Origin of the sequence: Streptomyces sp. NPDC101165 (assembly GCF_044768135.1) — a bacterium.
Classification (GTDB): Bacteria; Actinomycetota; Actinomycetes; order Streptomycetales; family Streptomycetaceae; genus Streptomyces.
On the sequence record NZ_JBIWPG010000014.1, the window covers coordinates 207,870 to 226,488 of the forward strand.

The 18,619-nt window shown below is 71.0% G+C and carries 13 protein-coding genes and 1 pseudogene; 8 read left to right on the forward strand and 6 right to left on the reverse strand.

Annotation, left to right across the window (positions count from 1 at the left end; all coding sequences use genetic code 11):
- Window positions 1–17: 17 nt before the first annotated feature.
- Window positions 18–662, reverse strand: coding sequence for a TetR/AcrR family transcriptional regulator (locus tag ACIRVH_RS29265; protein ID WP_403959063.1), 645 nt, complete (start codon window positions 660–662; stop codon window positions 18–20).
- 259 nt (window positions 663–921) lie between these two features.
- Here ACIRVH_RS29265 and ACIRVH_RS29270 point away from each other — a divergent pair, with 259 nt between their 5' ends.
- Both ACIRVH_RS29270 and ACIRVH_RS29275 read left to right on the forward strand, forming a co-directional pair.
- A complete protein-coding gene (locus ACIRVH_RS29270; protein WP_403959066.1) occupies window positions 922–1,716 on the forward strand; it encodes a phosphatase PAP2 family protein in 795 nt (264 codons plus the stop codon).
- The gene (locus ACIRVH_RS29275; protein ID WP_403959069.1) at window positions 1,713–2,666 is read left to right on the forward strand and encodes a hypothetical protein; all 954 of its coding nucleotides are present in this window, start codon (window positions 1,713–1,715) and stop codon (window positions 2,664–2,666) included. Before ACIRVH_RS29270 ends, ACIRVH_RS29275 begins: the two co-directional genes overlap by 4 nt.
- A 114-nt stretch (window positions 2,667–2,780) precedes the next feature.
- On the opposite strand, the gene ACIRVH_RS29280 is transcribed toward ACIRVH_RS29275, so the two are convergent.
- Window positions 2,781–3,635 (reverse strand): phospholipid scramblase-related protein, encoded by an 855-nt coding sequence (locus tag ACIRVH_RS29280; protein WP_403959072.1) that lies wholly within the window; start codon window positions 3,633–3,635, stop codon window positions 2,781–2,783.
- Between the two features lie 75 nt (window positions 3,636–3,710).
- Complete coding sequence (locus ACIRVH_RS29285) at window positions 3,711–5,759, reverse strand: phosphocholine-specific phospholipase C (protein ID WP_403959075.1); 2,049 nt, start codon at window positions 5,757–5,759, stop codon at window positions 3,711–3,713.
- A 273-nt stretch (window positions 5,760–6,032) separates the two neighbouring features.
- Between ACIRVH_RS29285 and ACIRVH_RS29290 the strand changes: the two genes are divergently transcribed.
- The 5 genes from ACIRVH_RS29290 to ACIRVH_RS29310 all read left to right on the forward strand — a co-directional run bounded on the left by ACIRVH_RS29290 (window position 6,033) and on the right by ACIRVH_RS29310 (window position 11,480).
- Window positions 6,033–6,761, forward strand: coding sequence for a hypothetical protein (locus ACIRVH_RS29290; protein ID WP_403959077.1), 729 nt, complete (start codon window positions 6,033–6,035; stop codon window positions 6,759–6,761).
- Between the two features lie 175 nt (window positions 6,762–6,936).
- Window positions 6,937–7,752 (forward strand): hypothetical protein, encoded by an 816-nt coding sequence (locus ACIRVH_RS29295; protein ID WP_403959079.1) that lies wholly within the window; start codon window positions 6,937–6,939, stop codon window positions 7,750–7,752.
- 77 nt (window positions 7,753–7,829) lie between these two features.
- Window positions 7,830–8,519, forward strand: a complete 690-nt coding sequence (locus ACIRVH_RS29300) for a hypothetical protein (protein WP_403959081.1) — start codon at window positions 7,830–7,832, stop codon at window positions 8,517–8,519.
- Window positions 8,516–10,717: a M48 family metalloprotease gene (locus tag ACIRVH_RS29305; protein ID WP_403959084.1), complete on the forward strand. Its 2,202-nt coding sequence runs from the start codon at window positions 8,516–8,518 to the stop codon at window positions 10,715–10,717. The genes ACIRVH_RS29300 and ACIRVH_RS29305 overlap by 4 nt, the downstream gene beginning before the upstream one ends.
- Window positions 10,718–10,760: 43 nt before the next feature.
- Window positions 10,761–11,480, forward strand: coding sequence for a hypothetical protein (locus tag ACIRVH_RS29310; RefSeq protein WP_403959087.1), 720 nt, complete (start codon window positions 10,761–10,763; stop codon window positions 11,478–11,480).
- Window positions 11,481–11,489: 9 nt separating this feature from the next.
- Here ACIRVH_RS29310 and ACIRVH_RS29315 read toward each other — a convergent pair whose 3' ends face one another.
- Window positions 11,490–14,258, reverse strand: coding sequence for a lectin (locus ACIRVH_RS29315; protein WP_403959090.1), 2,769 nt, complete (start codon window positions 14,256–14,258; stop codon window positions 11,490–11,492).
- 374 nt (window positions 14,259–14,632) lie between these two features.
- Here ACIRVH_RS29315 and ACIRVH_RS29320 point away from each other — a divergent pair.
- Window positions 14,633–14,764: pseudogene (locus ACIRVH_RS29320) on the forward strand (oxidoreductase); the annotation flags it as partial.
- A gap of 13 nt (window positions 14,765–14,777) precedes the next feature.
- Here ACIRVH_RS29320 and ACIRVH_RS29325 read toward each other — a convergent pair.
- Together ACIRVH_RS29325 and ACIRVH_RS29330 are read right to left on the reverse strand one after the other, a co-directional pair.
- Window positions 14,778–16,955: a discoidin domain-containing protein gene (locus ACIRVH_RS29325; RefSeq protein WP_403959093.1), complete on the reverse strand. Its 2,178-nt coding sequence runs from the start codon at window positions 16,953–16,955 to the stop codon at window positions 14,778–14,780.
- Window positions 16,956–17,010: 55 nt separating this feature from the next.
- Window positions 17,011–18,618 (reverse strand): glycoside hydrolase family 13 protein, encoded by a 1,608-nt coding sequence (locus ACIRVH_RS29330; RefSeq protein WP_403959096.1) that lies wholly within the window; start codon window positions 18,616–18,618, stop codon window positions 17,011–17,013.
- Between the last annotated feature and the right edge of the window lies 1 nt (window position 18,619).

Consider the following 18,619-nt stretch of genomic DNA (forward strand, 5'->3'; position numbering starts at 1 on the left):
CGCCGGCAGGTCACCGTTCAGTCATCCCGTGAACGGCGGCCTGGGTCCTGGGTCAGTCCGAGTGCGGGCAGCACGGTGGACTCCACGAATCGGTCGAGATAGTCGGCGTCGGCGTACTCGCCGCTCAGCACCGGGCGCACCCGCAGGACGCCGAACATCATGGCCGGGACGTACTCCAGCGCGGGGTGGTCCGCGGGCACCTCGCCCCGTTGCACACCCCTCTTCAGCATCTCCTGCAGTGCGGCGATCTCCGGCGTGACGAGTGCGTCGCGCAGCGCCTGCGCCAGTTCGTGGTCGGCCGTGACCGCGTGACCGAGCGCCTGCATGAGCCGGGCGTCCTTGTTGGACCAGTCGCCCGCGGCGCGTGCCGCCTGGCGCAGGTCCTCGGCGAGTGAGCCGGTGTCGATCCCGGCGAAGCGCACCTTGCGGTTGGCGCGCAGCGCGGCCGCGACGAACTGCGGCTTGGTCTTCCACTGCCGGTAGAGCGTGGACTTGCTGCACCGGGTGCTGGCGGCGACGCCCTCCATGGTCACGGAGTCGTAGCCGCACTCGCGGATCTGCTCCAGCACGGCGTCGAAGAACTCCCGCTCACGCTCGGGCGTGATCTTGGAGCGGCGCGAGGCGGCGACCGTCTCCGGTCCGTCCGCGTCCTGCGACGTCATGCGTGACTTCCCCTCGCTCGTACCCGGTCCGTTGAAGATCCGCGCAAGGGCGGCTGCGGACCCTGTCTCCAGTGTGTCGCACATCAATCGATACGCAAGTGTACCGGTACTCAAGCGTATCGGTACACTTCCGTATCGGTACACTCTCGTATCGGTACTGAGGAGTATCGGTACCTACGCGTATCGATGAGTTCCGGACCCCGGTCCGGGCCTCAGCCCGCACCACCACACGCACGACCGTCAGCGAAGGGGCCGGGGGATGAATGCCCGAACCGAGCCTGCAGAAGCGGAGCCGGACGCGATAGCGCGGCCGCCGCTCCTCCGTGAGTTCCTGCTCGTCGCAGGGCTCTTCCTCGTCTACAAGCTCGGGCGGCAGCTGGCCACCGGCCATACCGCGGACGCCTTCCACAACGCCCACCGGGTGTGGGACCTCGAGCGGACCCTGCACCTTCCCCACGAGACCGCCGTGCAGTCCGCACTGCTGCGCGGCGACGGCTTCGTGCACCTGGCGAACACCTACTACGCGACCGTCCATTTCCCGGCCACGCTGGCCTTCCTGGTGTGGCTCTACCTCAGGCGGCCCGCGCACTACGTGTGGGCCCGCCGGGTCCTGGCCGTGGTCACCTCCGCGGCCCTGGTGCTGCCGTTCGCGTTCCCGCTGGCCCCGCCGCGGATGCTGACCGGCACCGGCCTGGTGGACACCGCCCGGATCTACGGCCCCTCCGTCTACGGCCCGCCGTCCAGCGACCACCTCTCCAACCAGTTCGCGGCGATGCCGTCGCTGCACTTCGGCTGGGCCCTGATGGTGGCGATCGGCCTGATCGCGGCCACCCGGTCGCCATGGCGCCGGCTCTGGCTGCTGCACCCGGTGATCACCCTGCTGGTGATCGTGGGCACGGCGAACCACTACTGGCTGGACGCGATCGTGGCGACCGCCATGCTCGGCATCGCGCTCGCGGTCGTCCCCCCGCCGAAGCGGACCTCCAGTACGGCGGGGCGCGGTGCCCGGCGGCTCGCCCCGAAGGAGCCCGTCCTGGTGGGAGCGGGCCGATGAACCTCGCCGCACTCCTCGCCGTCGGCGTGTCCCTGATCTCGTCCGTCGCCTACGCCGCGGCCGCCGTCGCCCAGGAACGCCTCGCCTCCCGCAGCCCCGGGACCGGCCTCCTGCGACTGCTGGGCACCGGCGCCTGGTGGTCCGCGGTCGGGCTGAACGCGGCCGCCGCGCTGCTGCACGTCGTGGCCCTCAAGTACGGCCCGCTCACCGTCGTCCAGCCGCTGGGCGCGCTCACCCTCGTCGCGGCCGTGCCGCTCGGCGCGCGGGCGGCCGGGCGGCGGGTCAGCGCGGTGGAGTGGCGCGGTACGGCGCTCACGCTGCTGGGACTGGCCGCGCTACTGGTCACCGCGTCGGGTCCGGCGCCCGAGCGGGTGCTGAGCCTGACCCAGGCGCTGGCGGTCGCCGGTACGACCGCTGCCCTGATCGGCATGCTCTCCCGGCCCGGCGCCCGGCCGGGGCTGCGGCACGCGACCGCCTCCGGGTTCGCCTCGGGTGTCGCCTCCGCCCTCACCCAGACGGTGACGGTGGCGGCGACGGACCGCACGGGCCCGGCGCTGAGTGCCGAGGTGATCGTGGTCGCCGTCCTGGTCGCCGCGTTCGCCACCGGCGGCCTGCTGCTGTCGCAGACGGCCTACCGCGGCGGTCTCGGCGGCCCGCTGGCAGTCGTCACCCTGGCCAACCCGATGGCCGCCGCGATCATCGGACTGACCCTGCTCGGGCAGGGCCTGCGCGGCGGAGCCGGCGGTGTGCTGCTGGGGCTGGCCGGGGCGGGGCTGGCGGCCTGGGGCGTGGTCCTGCTGACCCGGTCGGCGCCCGCACCCGACCGGTCCGACGAGCATGACGACCACCCGGTCGCCGCGGTCCTGGCCCTGGAGCCGGGCACGGCGACGGCGGAACCGGTGCTGGTGCCCCGGCAGCCGGAGCAGCCCGGGCATCTCACCGCACTCTGAGCGGACACCCGATCCGACCGGTCACACGGCCCGGCCGGACACACGACGGCGGCCGGTGCGCGCGAAGTCCGCGTGCACCGGCCGCCGTTGCCGTACTCCCCGTGCGGGTCCTGCTCAGTTCCAGCCCCGGGAGTCCTGCTTGAGCGCGGTGTCGACGGTCAGTGCCGTCGCCACGACCAGGCTCAACAGCGGCTCGGGCAGCTGGTAGTGGATCTGCAGGACGTAGTTGTCCGCCGTCGTGAACAGCGTCTTGGCGAGGCCTTCCCAGGTCTTGGTGATCCGGGCCACCTCGTTGTCCGAGTGGTCGACGATCGCGAAGTTCCACGCCCGCCAGTTCTCCGCCTTGATCGCGCCGACCTGCTGGCCGTTCACGTTCATCGCGAAGTTGATCTTCCCGATCATGTTCTGCTGGACGATCTCACCGACCGGCGAGCCGTCCGGACGGGTCACGACGACCCGGGACTTGATGAACTTCGCGGGCCGGGTCAGCACCAGCTGCGGCTGCCCGTAGGCGTCGCGGATCTCCAGCTTGTGCGTCATGAACTGGTCGAGGCTGGAGACGAAGCGCAGGATCTTCTTCAGCGCGCTCTGGCCGACCTGGACGACCGCGCCGATCTCGCGGCCGTTCTGGTCCATGACCTTGTACTCGTTGGTGAGCTCGATCAGCTTGGCCTTCTGGTTCACCACCAGGACCGGCTCGGTGAAGAGGGTGCCGCCGCCGGGACCGCCGGCCGCGACCCCGGCCTGCTGCTGCACCTGGCGCTGCACCTTGGCGTCGGTGCCCTGCTGGTGCGGGATGTGGGCGGCGGGCTGCTGGGGCGCGGCCTGCTGCTGCGGAACCTGTCCGGCGGCCTGCTGGGCCGGGTTCGTGTGCTCGGTCCACTGCGCGCCGTCCCAGTAACGGAGCGTCTGGGCAGCCCCGTGCGGATCGGGGTACCAGCCTGCAGGAGTGTTCGATTGCGTGGTCACCGGGGCACACTACCCTGATGTGACCGGTACCTGACCAGTCCGCACGGAGCGGTGTTCATCGCCCGTTCACCCCGTTCACGCCGTGATGATGGCCGGGTCGCTGACGCCGGCGTGCCCGTTCTCCACGTGGCCGGCGAAGGCGCGCAGGAAGGCCGGGTCGCTGTCCGAGGTGACCGTGAGGTCGTACCACCGCTTGCTCGCCGTGAGGGCGACGGTGTGCTTCACCGTAGCGCCGGGCCGCACGGTGACGGCGACCGGGCTGCCGCCGTAGCGGTTCACGAGCTTCAGCTTCACCGTGCCGGAGCCCTTGTTGGTGAAGGTCAGCTCGACGTCGTCACCGGCGTACCGGGCCGTGACCTCGGGTCCGGCGACCTTGTTGGCGCCCTTGAACAGGCGCAGGAAGCCGTTCGGGCCGTGCACGGTGAGGTCGTACGAGCCGCCGGAGTAGACCGAGTTCCAGGTGTCGGAGAGGGTCTTGCCGGCCTCGGTGGTGTACGGCCAGGGACCGTCGGTGCGGTTGTTCGAGGTGACCAGGAACGCGGCGCCCGCGTGTGCGCCGGAGGCGAAGGAGAGCGTGAACTTACCGGCCGCCGTGTCCGCGGAACCGTCCACCACGGGGGCGTACTTGAGCGGGCGGGTGGGACGGCAGCCGCGCTCCTGCTTGGGCAGGGCGGAGTTGGCGGGCGGGACGGGCACGTAGTCGGGGTGCCTGTCGTGGTCCGGCGGCTGGTAGCCGGCCGTGGACGGCAGCGTGACCGGCTTGGTGTCCTTGCGGGAGAAGTCGAAGGCGGCGGTCAGGTCGCCGCAGACCGCGCGGCGCCAGGGCGAGATGTTCGGCTCCTGGACACCGAAGCGGCGCTCGACGAACCGGATGATCGAGGTGTGGTCGAAGGTCTCGGAGCAGACGTAACCGCCCTTGCTCCACGGCGAGACGACCAGCATCGGCACCCGCTGGCCGAGCCCGTAGGGGCCGGCGGGGTGGCCGATGTCGCCCTTGTACAGGTCGAGCGAGGGGTCCACGGTCGACAGGCCCTGGGCGGCGGAGGCCGGCGGGAAGGGCGGGATCACGTGGTCGAAGAAGCCGTCGTTCTCGTCGTAGGTGATGAACAGCGCGGTCTTGCCCCACACCTCGGGGTTGGAGGTGAGCGCGTCCAGGACCTGGGCGACGTACCAGGCGCCGTAGTTGGCGGGCCAGTTGGGGTGCTCGGTGAAGGCCTCGGGGGCGACGATCCAGGAGACCTGGGGCAGCCTGTCCGCCTTGACGTCCGCCTTGAGCCGGTCGAAGAAGCCCTCGCCCGTGCGCGCGTCGGTGCCGGTGCGGGCCTTGTCGTACAGCGGGTCACCGGGCTTGGCGTTCCGGTACTGGTTGAAGTAGAGGAGGGAGTTGTCGCCGTAGTTGCCGCGGTAGGCGTCGTTGATCCAGCCCCAGGAGCCGTTCGCGTCCAGGCCGTCGCCGACGTCCTGGTAGATCTTCCAGGAGACGCCGGCCTGCTCCAGACGCTCGGGGTACGTCGTCCAGCCGTAGCCCTTCTCGTCGTTGCCGAGGACCGGGCCCCCGCCCTTGCCGTCGTTGCCCGTGTAGCCCGTCCACATGTAGTAGCGGTTGGGGTCGGTCGAGCCTATGAAGGAGCAGTGGTAGGCGTCGCAGATGGTGAAGGCGTCGGCGAGCGCGTAGTGGAAGGGGATGTCCTCACGCGTCAGGTACGCCATCGTCGTGGACGACTTGGCGGGCACCCACTTGTCGTACTTACCCCCGTTGAAGGCCGCGTGTCCGTCGTTCCAGCCGTGCGGGAGGTCCTGGATGAAGGCCAGGCCCAGGTCGTCGGCGTCCGGGTGGAACGGGAGGATGTCCTTCGTGCCGTCGGACTGCTTCCAGACGGACTTGCCGTTCTGCGTCACCGGACGCGGGTCGCCGAAGCCCCGCACACCCCGGAGCGAGCCGAAGTAGTGGTCGAACGAACGGTTCTCCTGCATCAGGACGACGATGTGCTCGACGTCCTCGACCGAACCCGTGCGGTGGTGCGCGGGCAGTGCGGCCGCACGCTGGATGCTGCTGGACAGCGCGGTGAACGCCGTCGTGGCGCCCGCGAGTTGGAGGAAGCGCCGCCGATTGACTTCGGTCATGAGTGAGGGTCCTCTCGTCCTGACGTACGTGACGCCGCTAGATGACGGAATCTGCGCGCAGCGAGTGTTCCAAGAGCAGCAAACGTCAGGGAAGGGTCTGATGGCGGCGATGTGAAAGTCGTCGGTACGGAGGGGGTTGGGGCGACTGTGCCCTTTGCACCCGGTTCGGAGAAGTCCTCATATGGGGGGATCGAAAGGGTGAAGAGATGTAATATCCCGCGCACATGACGTCCGCCGAGCCGTTCTCGGCGGTGCGGGAGGGGGCGGAAAACCATGATCAGAAAATGCGCGCTGACACTCGGGGCATTACTGCTCGCGAGCGGCTGCGGCGGCGGCTCGTCGCACGACCGGTCGAGTGCGGAGGAGTCCCCGTCGGCGGACGTCTCCGCATCGGCCTCCGACACGGCCTCGAGGACGCCGACCGTCGGCAGTTCCTCCTCGGATCCCGCCTCCACCACACAGGAAGCCGTCGAGGAGACTCCCACCGAGGAGAGCGCGACCTCCGACGCTCCGGACAGCGGGAGCGTCGGCGACGCGACCGACGACGACCAGCCGGCCGGAGACGGCAGCCAGGACTGTGGCAGTCTCGCGGGCAGCGGCACCTTCACCGACCCGCTGCAACTCGGCGTCGTGGACGGGCTCGTGACGGCCCGCGACTGTGCCCCGCTGACCTCGGGCTCACCGTTCAACGTCCGCTACTTCTCGTTCACCCTGTCCGGGACACCGGGCACGAACGCCCACGCCGGGGCGTCCTTCACCCTCACCCAGGACGCGCTCGGCCCGGTGTACCCGGCGATCGTCCAGCCGAACGGATGGGTCCTCAAGCACAGCCTCGGCTCCGGGTACTGGACCGGAACGGAGCCCGACTTCACCGGCCGCTACCAGGAGATCTCGGACCTGGCTCCGGGCACGTACATCCTCCGCACGGAGAAACTCGACTCCCCGCTGCACTCCCTGTCCACGCCTTCGTACGACGTCGTCGTCGACGCGGACGGGTCCTGAGAAACCACACGGGGCACAGGAATTCACTTCTGTTCTTTATTGACCGAATGTGAATTGACGGCTCTTTAGCGCACATTATCCCTTAAACTTTCCGGCATCACGCCAGAAAGCGCGCTGGGGGGCGCGTCGGGGGGAGCTGGTTGTCGTGCGCCGCAGATCCTTGTGCACAAGCCTCTTGAGCTGTGTCGCGTTACTTCTACCGCTGTATCTGTCCGCGGCGCCGGCGCACGCCGCGGACCCGACCGCGCCCTACGCCGAACTGACCCCGGATTCGGGGGAGATGGTGCCCGGCGGCGATCCGCTGACCGTGGACGCCACGTTCCACAACACGCTGGACACCGACATCACGGACAGCTTCATCGTCGCCGTCGGCCTCCGGCTCGCGCCGCCCGCCGACCGGCTGACACCCGATCAGGTCACCGTGGAATGGTTCGACGCCGGCCCGTCCGTGTGGCGGCCGGTGGAGTTGACTCCCGGGGACACCGCGCTGAGCGGCTACCTCAGCACGGACGCCGGACTGCCCTCCGTGGGGTCGCTCCCGGCGGGCGACTCGGCGCGCATCCCCCTGCGCGTCTCCCTGGCCTCCGGAGTGCCGGCGCCGGCCACGCTCCAGTTCGTCACGCAGGGCCTGACCCAGCCCACGACCTCGGTCGACCCGGCGCCCCTGATGGACGGCAAGGCGTCGTACTCCGTGGTCGAACAGGCGACGTCCCCGGCACCGACGCCGGACACGGCCTCGGCGGGCCTCGCACAGGAGAGTCCGGTGAGCGAGGCGACGACACCGACCGACAGCCCGTCGCCCGCGCCCTCCTCGGCTCCCCCGTCCGCCACCACCTCCGCCCCGTCGGCGCTGTCCGACGGCACCGGAGGGGACGGGCACACGGACGGCGGAACCTCCGCGTCGATCGTGGCCGTCGGCGTGGCAGGCCTCGTGTTCGCCGCCGTCATCACCGTCGGCGTGACCCTGCGGCGTCGCCGCAGTGGGCACTGAACCCGCCGCGGTCGAGGCAGGCCACCGCCGTCCGCACGGGTGCACCGCCCGCCCGCCCGTCCTCACAGGAGGAAGTCATGCACCACCGCACGGGCCGGGACGTCCTGCGCGACGTGGTCGGCCGCGTCGCTCCGGCCGAACTGGAGAAGCTGGACGAGACCTGCCGGGCGTATCTGGCCCGGCCCCATCCCCCGCAGCGCCTGCACCGGCCGGCCGGGGACCCGCTGGGCATCGGCTTCGAGTCGGCGGTGCTGCTGCCGGTGCTGGTGTCGGTGGTCTCCCAGGTCCTCGCCGACCTCGCCTCCGGGCGCATCCAGGCGGGCAGCACCCGGCTCAGGCGCTGGTGGCGTCGGCGGCGCGAGGCCGACACCGAGGGCAGACGGGCCGCGCTGACCTCGGCCGTCCCGGAACTCTCCGGGGTGACCCGGCAGGAACTCGCGGACTGGGCCATGGCCGTGGGCCGTTCCGCCGGTCTGTCCGCACCCGAGGGCGAGACCTGCGCGGAGGTCATCGTCGTGGCCGTGGTGCGCGGGAACTCGTCGGTCACACCGGTTGCGCCGGTGGACCCCGGGCACCGGGCGGATCCGGAGCCTGATCGCCACCTCACTCCGGGCCCGATGGCTGCGGCCGCCGGGGCGGGCGACGACACGGGGGCGGGACTCCCGCCGGAGACCGGTGGCGCACCGGAGAACGGTCGCACGCCGGACGCTGGTGACGCAGCGGGCGCTGGTGACGCAGCGGCAGCCACGAACCCGTCGTCGTCGTGACCGCCGTGCCGGGCCCCCAAGGCCCGCCCTACCCCTCCCACTCCCCCAACACCGCCCCCATCACCGCCACCTCCACTTCCACCGCCGAGCGGTCGGACGTAGCCCGCGCACTCGTGTCCAGCCCCCTGCCGCTGCCGACCACCACCCGGCTGGCCCTGCTGGTCCTCGTCGCGGGCGCCGGTGCCTCGTTCGCCACCTGGTGGTGGCTGGTCCTGGGCCGGGACAACTGGCCGGGGGCCCAACTCGCCTGCCTGCCCGGCGCCGACGCCCCGCCCGACGAGGTGCTGGCCCGCTTCACCGGGTGCGTGAACGACGTACGGCTGGCGCAGTCGGCGGTGGTGCTGTGCGGGCCACTGGCCCTGCTGGCCCTCGCCGTGCTCTGCCGAGCCGCCGGACGCCGGCTGAGCCTGTGGCGGTGGCAGGCCACGCCGGACCACTCCTCAGCGCTCGCCCGGCGCCTGGCCGCCGTCGCGCCCGAAGCAGAAGGACCCCGGCCGGTGCTGTGGGTGCGCGGCCGGGGCGTCGGGATCCGGGCGCGTGCCTCGGGTACCGTCCGCCGGCCCCGGATCGTGGCCGACTCCTACGTCCTCAGCCTGTCCGACCGGAGCGTGGACGCGCTCTTCCGGCATGAACTGGCCCATCTGCGGCTGCGGGACGTGGGCCGGGTACGGCTGGCCATGGCGGCCGGGTGGCTCCTGCTCCTCTGCGTCACCCTGCCGATCGTGGTGGCACTGGCCCGCGACCCCGGACTGCTGGGCACCGGCCTGCTGGTCCGGATGGCGATCGTCCTGGTCGTCGTGCTGCTCACCCTGTGCGCCGTGCTGCGCGTGCGGGAGCACGACGCCGACCTCGCCGCGGCGGCGGATCCACGCGCACCACGGGACGCCACCGCCGCCCACATCGGCTCGGCCCTCGCGCCGCGCCGCACCGAGCGCCTCGTACGGTCCCTGGGCCTGGCCACGCATCCCGCACCCGCGGTCCGCCTGGCCGTGCTGGCCGATCCGGCGCGGTCCTGGGGGCTGTCGTCCCTGGAGTGCCTCACCACTGGGCTCGCCGCCGGCCTGGTGTTCACCGACCTCACCCTGCTGGTGGCCGCCCTGATGCCCGAGCACACCCAACTCGCCTACATGGTGGGCGGGTTGTTGACGGGCTGGGTCGTGGCCGGGGTGGTGACCGTGGCGTGGTGGCGGGCCGTCGCCGTGGGACACCGGGACGCGTCCGGCCGGCGCGCGGCGCCGGCCGGGGCCGCGCTCGGACTCGGCGTGCTCCTCGGCAGCCAGCTCGCCGGGCGGGCGGCCGGTGACTGGGTACGGGACACCGGCACGGCGGACGGACTGGCGACCGCGCTCTCCCTGACCCAGGTGCCGCACGTGCAGGCGCTGGCCCTGGGGGCGGTGCTCGTGATCGGCGGGGCACTGTTCGCCCTCTGGAGCACCTCCCTCGCCAGAACCCTGGGGGCCACGGTGGACGGTCCCCGTTCCGCACCCGTCTGCGCGGCGGCCGTGGGACTGTCCGGGCTCCTGCTGGCCGTGCCACTGGGCAGTTGGTTCCTGTTCGCCCGGCTGACGGCGGCCCGCGCCGCTCCCGACATCCGGTGGGCCGTGATCGACACACCCTGGTGGGTGGCGGGGGTGCTGACGACCGTCGTCGGCGCGCTGGTACCGGCGGCCGCCGCCCGCGGATCGAGGCGCGCGGGGCCGCGCGGCGCCAGGCAGCCCCGACCCCTGGCCCTGCTGGCCGCCGCCACGGTCCTGGTCACGGCCGGGGCCGGTTGGGCGGCTTTCGGCAGCGAGCCGAAGCAGGCACCGGCCACGCACGCCTCCGGCGACTCCGGGGTGTCCGCAGCCCCGACGGACTCGGTGAACTCGCCGGACCCGACTGCCTCACCGGCCTCCGGCAGCGCTGACCGAACCGTCCCCCTGGACCAGCTCCCCGTGCTGCCGCCCAAGGAGGAGCGGACGGATGCCATGCGGACGGACACCGCCCTCGTCTGCCGTGCACTGTCCCTGGGCGGCACCGCCATCTGGACCGACGCCCGACGCCGCGCCGACATGACCGAGTTGCTCGGTGGCCTCGACGACACCGTGCTGCGGGCGGCCTCCGCCGTCCTCCGGCGCGACCCGGCGGGCCCTGTGGACAGCCACGCGCTGGTCGCCTCCGTCCTGCGCTGCGACCTGTACTTCCGCTACGGCCGCTGACCGGCCGCGTCAGACGATCCGCCCGCCGTCCGAGGAGGCACCCGTGAGCCCGAGCTCCGCCGCGACGTCCGCCACCGGGCGACGAATACTCGCCACCCTGCCGGTCGTGGCGGCGCTGCTGGCGGGTACGACCCTCACCGGCTGCGGCAGCGAAGGCGATCCGGACACCGTGACCCCGACGCAGGCACCCACGTCCCCCACCTCCACCGGCACCGAGGACCTGTCCGCGGCCCTGCTCACCACGGCCCAGTTGCCGGCCGGCTATGTGAAGACCGTCCTGCGAGACGATCCCCCGACACGCTCCGACCGTCCCGAATGCCTCACCGCACTCAACTCCCTGGAATCGGCTCACAGTTCTCACCCTGACGCGGTCGAGGCCAGGGTCAACTTCGCCACGAGCCAGAGCGGACCGTTCCTCCAGCAGGTGCTGCGCCGGCTGCCGGGAACCGGAGCACGACAGGAGCTGACGCCGGCCGCGCGTACCCTGTCCGGGTGCCCCGAGTTCTCCATCGGCTGGAGCGACGGATCCACGGGTACGGAGCAAGTGGTGCCGCGCGGCTCGGCGGGGATCGGCGACGCGTCATGGCACGCCACGGTCACCGCGACCACCGGGACGTTCACCGTCCAGGAGACCCTGGTCCTGGTGGCCGTGGGCAGGACCCTGCTCGTGCTCAGCGACGCGGGCAGCCCCACGGCACCCGAACGCTCCCGGACACTGGCTCTGGCCCGCACCGCCGTGTCCAGGCTCCCTCGATATCCCTGACCAGTCGCCTCAACTCGGCAGTTTCCAGTTCTGGGCCGCCGTACCGTTGCAGGTGTACAGCTGAAGCTGGGTGCCGTTCGTGGTCGAAGAGTTGGGGTCGTCCAGGCACAGGTGCGACGCGGGGTTGACCAGGGACCCGTTGGCTCCGGCGGTCCACTGCTGAGCGCCGGTGCCGTTGCAGGTCCACAGCTGGATCAACGTGCCGTTGGTGGTTCCGCTGTGATCGGCGTCCAGGCATTTGCCGAGAGTCCGGACCGTTCCGTCGCCGGCGACGATCCAGTCCTGGGCGTACGTGTTGTTGCAGCCCCAGATCTGGACGTGGGTGCCGTCGGAGGTGCCCGAAGACGCGTCGTCCGCGCACAGGTTGGAGGCCACCGCGGAGGTGATCGGACCGATCCGCGGCGAGGTCGGCGCCGTGGCGTCGCCCGCGTACGAGGGCGGGGCCGCGGTGGCAGCGGTCGCCCACGACGTGTTGGCGCTCGTGCCCAGCGTGAAGTCCAGCGTGCCGCCGGCCGTGATCGCCGTGGTGGGAACGTAGGCGTTGTTCCACGCCGTGCCGTTCCACGCGGCGGACTGGACGTAGGGGGCGTTGTCGGCGGCTCCGTTGCCGTTGACGGTCAGCGTCCTGCCCGAGGGGAGGGTGATGACGGCTTGCGTGAACAGCGGTGATCCCAGGGCGAGATCGGAGGTTCCGGGCGTCTCGGGGAACATGCCGAGCGCCGACCAGACGTACCAGGCACTCATCGCGCCGAGATCGTCGTTGCCGTCGGCCAGGCCGCCCGGGGTGTTCGACCAGATCTGGTCCTGGATCGCCCGCACCGTGCCCTGTGTCTTGTAGGGCTGCCCCGTGTAGTCGTACTCCCACGGCAGTTCGATGCTCGGTTCGTTGCCGACCCAGGCGTAGCCGTTGGCGCCGCTGTAGCTGCGGAGCACGGTGTCCAGGTAGTGGTTCATCGCGGTGTTGCCGCCCTTGGCGTGTGCCAGGCCGCCGATGTTGAAAGGAACCATTCCGGTGTAGATCCACGAGTCGGCCTCGACCATGTCCGTGCCGCTGGTGGGGTCGAAGCCACCGGTCCACGAGCCGCCGGCGTTACGGGGTTCGACGAAACCGGAGGCGGGGTTGAGCACGTTGCGCCAGTCCTGTGCGCGGTTGGCGTACGTCTTCTGGTGCGCGGTGTCGCCGAGTGCCCCGGCCATCGCGGAGAGCGCGAAGTCGGCGGTGTCGTACTCCAGGGTGGTGGCGACCGGGCCGTAGAAGTTGCAGCAGCCGTAGCTGCCGTCGTGGGGCATGTATCCCGGTGAGTTCAAGTAGGTGAGGCCGGGCCGGTCGTTGTTGGCCGTGCTCGCCTGCTTGACCATGTCGGCCAGGGCGGTCTTGGCATCGAAGTCCCGGGCGCCGAAGGCGTAGTAGTCGGCGAGGATGGCGTCCGCCGGGTCACCGACCATGACGTACGACTCGCCGTTGTTCTCGGACCACTTGGGGAAGATCCCGGTCTGCGTATAGTCGTCGACCATCGACTGCGCGGTGTCGGAGGCGACCTGAGGAGCGACCAGGGCTTCGAGCTGGGCCTGCGAACGGTAGATGTCCCAGCCGGAGTAGTTCGCATACACGGCGCTGTGGCCGGCGTCCACGGTGTGCGTCTTCCCGTCGAAGCCGTAGTACTGGCCGTTGGTGTCGCTGATCACGTTCGGGTGCAGCAGCGAGTGGTAGAGCGCGGTGTAGAAGGTCTGCTGCTGTGCGGCCGTCCCGCCGGCGATCTGTACCTTGCCGAGCGTGCTGTTCCACGCGTTCTGCGCCGCGGTGCGGGTCGCGTCGAAGTTCCAACCGGTGTTCTCCGCGGTCCGGTTGGCGACCGCGCCCGCCACCGACACGTAGGAGATGCCGACCTTGGCCTGCACGACCGGGTTGGCAGTGGTGTTGAAGGTGACGTAGCCGTTCGAGGCGGCGGCATCCGGGGCGGCGCCGTCCTTCGTGGACTTCGAGTCCGAAGCGCTGGGGATCTTGCCGTGCAGCACCGGCTTGTTCGGCTTCTCGGCGGCGTTCTTCGACGCCTCGGCCGGCGCCGTGGACGGCGCGGAAGCCTTGGCGACCGAGCTGCCCTGCGAGGCGAACGGCCGGTCGAAGACCATGTCGAAGTAGACGGTGTACGTGTTCGCGGCGCCGCAGAAGCGGCCGCTGGTCACCTGTCCGCTCACCTCGGTGCTCGACACCTTGGTGAACTGCGTCGACGTGGCGCCGTTCTGACTGCCCGTCAACTTGAAGATCAGATTGGCCTGGCTGGTCGAGGGAAAGGTGAAGCGCGCCATACCGCTGCGCGTCGTGGTGGTCAGCTCGGTGGTCACCTGGTTGTTCAGCGCGACCTTGTACGACCCGGCGGAAGCCGACTCGTCGGCATGCGAGAACGCGTCCGTCGCGCCGGTGTTCACGGCCCCCACCGTGGGCAGCACCGGTATGTCACCGGCCGCGCCACAACCGGGTCCGGCGATGTGGGTCAGACTGAAACCGGTGATCGACGAGTCGTTGTACTCGTAGCCCCCGCCGTCGGGACGCGACGGGGTGTCCGGGCTCCACTGCACCATGCCGAACGGGACGTCGGCCCCCGGAAAGTCGTCGGCCTGGTTCGACGTGCCGATGAACGGGTTGACCAGAGTCGCCGGCGCGGTGACGAGCGCAGACTTCCCGGCCGCCCACGCAGGGGTGCACAGCCCGGCCGCGGCCAGCGTCGCAGCGGCGAGGAGACCGATCGCCGCGGTTCCTGGTCTCGACAGTGGTGTCATCACGGGGTTTTCTCCTCTACTCGGAAGCGAGGGCCGACAACGTTGTCTCTGCGCCGAGAAAGCAATCCGGGGTGATGAGCGAGCTTGCCGAGATGCCTGGATCCGGATCACCGAGAGACTGACAACGTTGTCCAGCCGTGAAGATGAGGTGCCTGGAATTCGAGCGCTTCGATGGGACCCTGGGGCCGCGAACGCCCGGGGGCGCAGGGGAACTCCTCGCGAAGCTAGCCATAAGGCAGGAACATGTCAACGACTCGAGCGGGCAAGCCACTCGCTGTGCGGGGACCCGGCGGACCGGTCCGCGTGGCGGATCTCGGTGCTGCGGGAGCATGCGGGGCGGGGCGGATCCGCTTTCGCCCGCGACCAGTTGGAGCGAGTCGGACGTTCTGGACGGCGCCCCGGATCACCGGGACTCGGTCCTCACGGAGGAGGAGCGGGCGGCCGACGACACGATGACGGTCCGCGTGTCCCGGTGCCGGGGCGCTCGCCTGGTGCTGGATCCGTGACGCTCGGGCCGGGTCAGGGGGTGAGGTAGGCCTCCACCTCGCTGAACTGCCCGGCCGGCCAGCCCGTGTTGGCGCTGACGCTCAGGCGGAGGTAGCGCAGGTCGGTGCTGCCGGGCAGGGCGACGGTGGCCGTGTTGCCGGTGGCCGGGTCGAAGCGGTAGCCCTGGGAGCCGACCACGGTCGAGTAGGTCGAGCCGTCGGTGCTGCCGAGCACCGTGATGGTCTGGGTGCGGGCGCCCCAGGCCGAGGACGGGGGCAGCTTCAGCACGAGTCGGCGGACCGCGTCGGAGGAGCCGAGGTCGACCGTCCAGGACTGCGGGAACGCGTTGTTGGCGGACTCCCAGTAGCTGTTGGCGTCTCCGTCGATCGCCTTGCCGGGGGTGTAGACGTCCTGGGAGCCGGTCGCGGTGGCCGGGCGGCCCTTGGCGAGGTTGCGGTTCGGGTCCGGGTCCGGGTTGCCCTGGCCGGGCTGGGGCCAGGTGGAGCAGTCCGACCAGGTGCTGGACCAGCCGGAGTTGCCGCCGCCGTCGGTGAGTGCGAAGGAGCCGGAGTTCGCCGGGTAGGGGCAGTTGTAGATGCCGGCGGCGCCGACCTGGGTGGCGGTGACGTTGCGGAAGGTGGCCGCGCCCTGTGCCTCGGCCTGGACGACGACCGTGCCCGTGTTCCGCACCGTCGCCCCGGTCACGTTGATGTTCCTGACCGGGTAGCCCTGCCCGCCGCCGGAGACGAACTCGAAGGCGCTGTAGGGGCTGTCGGTGATCGTCGTGTCGGTGATGTTGACCGTGGCGTTGATCGCGCTGTCGTAGGAGTCGACGCGCAGGGCGCCCATCGGATGGTTCCAGTTGGGGTTCATCGCGCCGGCGCGGACGAGGGTGTTGCCGTCGACCGTGATGGTGCCGGACAAGGGGTGGAAGGGGTCGAGGAACTTCTGGTTGGAGATCGCGATGCCGCTGCCGAGGGCGTTGGTGTCGGAGATCAGGTTGTTCTTGACGGCGATGTCGGTGCCGCCGTAGATGGCGATGCCGTTGGCGAGGTTGGGCTGCGAGATCGTGTTGTTCTCGAAGCTGGAGTTCGTGTCCGGGGAGTACAGCGACCACATGGCGAGCGCGTCGTCGCCCTGGTTGCGCAGGAAGTTGTTGCTGACGCGGACGCCCTTGGCGGTACCGTTGAGGTTGAGGCCGTCGGCGGTGGTGTCGAGGATGCGGTTGTTCTCCACCACCAGGTTGTCGTTGTTGCCCATCAGCCAGAGGCCGACCTTCATGTGCTGGATCCACATGCCGGAGACCGAACTGCCGGGTCCCAGGGAGCCGTTGACGAAGTTGTCCGAGCTGGAGTCGACGCGCTCGGTGACCTCGCCGATCACCGCGAAGTCCTTGATGTGCACGCCTCCGGAGGAGCTGGACTGGTCGATGAACCGGGAGGTGTGCACGACCGAGTACCAGCTGCCCGCGCCCTGCAGGGTCACGTTCTGGACCCCGTTGAGGGAGGAGGTGATCCGGTAGTCGCCCGGCGGGATCCACACCACTCCGCCCTGGGCCGCCGCGATGGCGTCCCGGAAGGCCTGGGTGGAGTCGCCGTTGCCGCTGGGATCGGCGCCCTTGGACACGACGGACACCGAACCGGCGGGCTGGGCGGCGGCCGCCGCGACCTGCTCGAAGTCGGCGACGTCCACCGTGACCTGGGTGCCGGTCGACTCGAAGGCGATCCTGTCGCCCGCCTGGACGTTCTGCCCCAGCAGCAGCCGGGCGTTGTCGAAGAAGTGGTGGGTCTTCGCGCCCGGGATCCAGCCGGTGTCGATGTAGGAGTACTTGGACGTCACCGGGAGCGTCCTGGCGAGCCTGGTGCCGTTGACGTACACGTTGAGGGAACCGGACTGCCCGTCCGGGACGCTGTAGGCGACGTTCACGGCGTTGGACGCACGCGGCACGGTGAACTCCACCCGCTGCCCGGAGGTCAGCCGTACGGCCTGCCGTCCGGAGGCCTCGGAGGCGAGGGTGCCCTGTGTGTGGTCGGGGCCGATCTTCGTGCCGGTGGTGCTCGCCGACTCGGCCTCGACGGAGGTGAAGGGGAGTGTGGCACCCGAAGCCGCGTGAGCGGTGGGGGCCACGGCGACGAGCATGCCGGCGGCCAGGGCGACGACCGCCCCGATGGCTGGCATGCGCCTGACATGTTCGGCGGTGCTGCTGTGCATGTGCTGATCCCTTCGTGGTGGGGGTGCGTGGGATAGCAGGGAGTGCGGGGGCGGCTCAGGCGCGCAGCCAGGCCGCCGTGTCCTGCGGGAGCCGGCCCCGGTCGTCCAGCGGGCCGCTGCTGAGCAGGAGTTCGGAGTGCGCGGGCAGCTCGGCGGGAGCGGCGGCGAGGTTCACCACGCACGTCACGCCCTCCGCGCGGGAGAAGGCAAGTACGTCCTCGGGGGCGGGCAGCCAGGTCAGGGGTCCGTCGCCGAAGACCGGGCGGATGGCGATGGCCTCGCGGTAGAGGGTCAGCATGGAGGACGCGCTGCGCTGCTGGCGGTCGACCGCGTACGACGGCCAGTCGACCGGCTGCGGCAGCCATGGCTCCTCGCGTGAACCGAATCCCGCGTACGGCGCGTCGGCCGTCCAGGGCAGCGGCACCCGGCAGCCGTCGCGGCCCGGGGCGGCGCCGTGCGACCGGAAGTACATCGGATCCTGGACGCGGTCGACCGGGATCTCGGCCTCCGGCAGGCCCAGCTCCTCCCCCTGGTAGAGGTACACCGCCCCGGGCAGCGCCAGTGACAGCAGTGCCGCCGCCCGGGCCCTGCGGGTGCCGAGCGCCGGGTCCGTCGGGGTGCCGAAGGCCTTGGTGGCGAAGTCGAACGCGGTGTCCTCGCGGCCGTAGCGGGTGACCGTGCGCGTCACGTCGTGGTTGCACAGCACCCAGGTGGCCGGGGCGCCGACCGGGGCGTGTTCGGCAAGGGTGCTGTCGACGGCGGCGCGCAGCCGCCCGGCGTCCCAGGGGCAGGACAGGAAGGCGAAGTTGAAGGCGGTGTGGAGTGCGTCGGGGCGCAGGTAGCGGGCGAAGCGTTCGGGGTCGGGGAGCCAGACCTCGCCGACGAACACACCGCCGTAGGCGTCGGCCACGGATCGCCAGGAGCGGTAGATGTCGTGGAGTTCGTCGCGGTCGACGAAGGGGTGCGGCTCGGGGTGTGCGGCGAGGTCGGGCAGGTCCGGGTCCTTGGCGAGCAGGGCCGCCGAGTCGATGCGGACGCCGGCCACTCCGCGCTCGAACCAGAAGCGCAGGATGTCCTCGTGCTCCTGGCGGACCGCCGGGTGGGCCCAGTTGAGGTCGGGCTGCTCGGGCGTGAACAGGTGCAGGTACCAGTCGCCGTCGGGCAGCCGGGTCCAGACCGGTTCGGTGGAGCCGACGAACTGCGAGGGCCAGTCGTTGGGCGGGAGTGCGCCGTGCGGGCCGCGTCCGGGCCGGAAGTGGAACAGCTCGCGCTCGGGGCTGCCGGGCCCTGCGGCAAGGGCCGCCCGGAACCAGGGGTGCTGGTCGGAGACGTGGTTCGGCACGATGTCGACGATCGTGCGGATGCCCAGCTCGCGCGCCTCGGAGATGAGCTTCTCGGCCTCGGCGAGGGTGCCGAAGGCCGGGTCGATCGCCCGGTAGTCGGCGACGTCGTAGCCGCCGTCCTTCATGGGTGACAGGTACCAGGGGTTGAACCACAGGGCGTCGACGCCGAGTTCGGCCAGGTACGGCAGCCGCGCACGGACCCCGGCGAGGTCTCCGGTGCCGTCGCCGTCGCCGTCCGCGAAGCTGCGCACGTACACCTGGTAGATGACGGCCGAGCGCCACCAGTCGTGGTCCGTCGGGGCATGGGTGGGCTGTCCCACT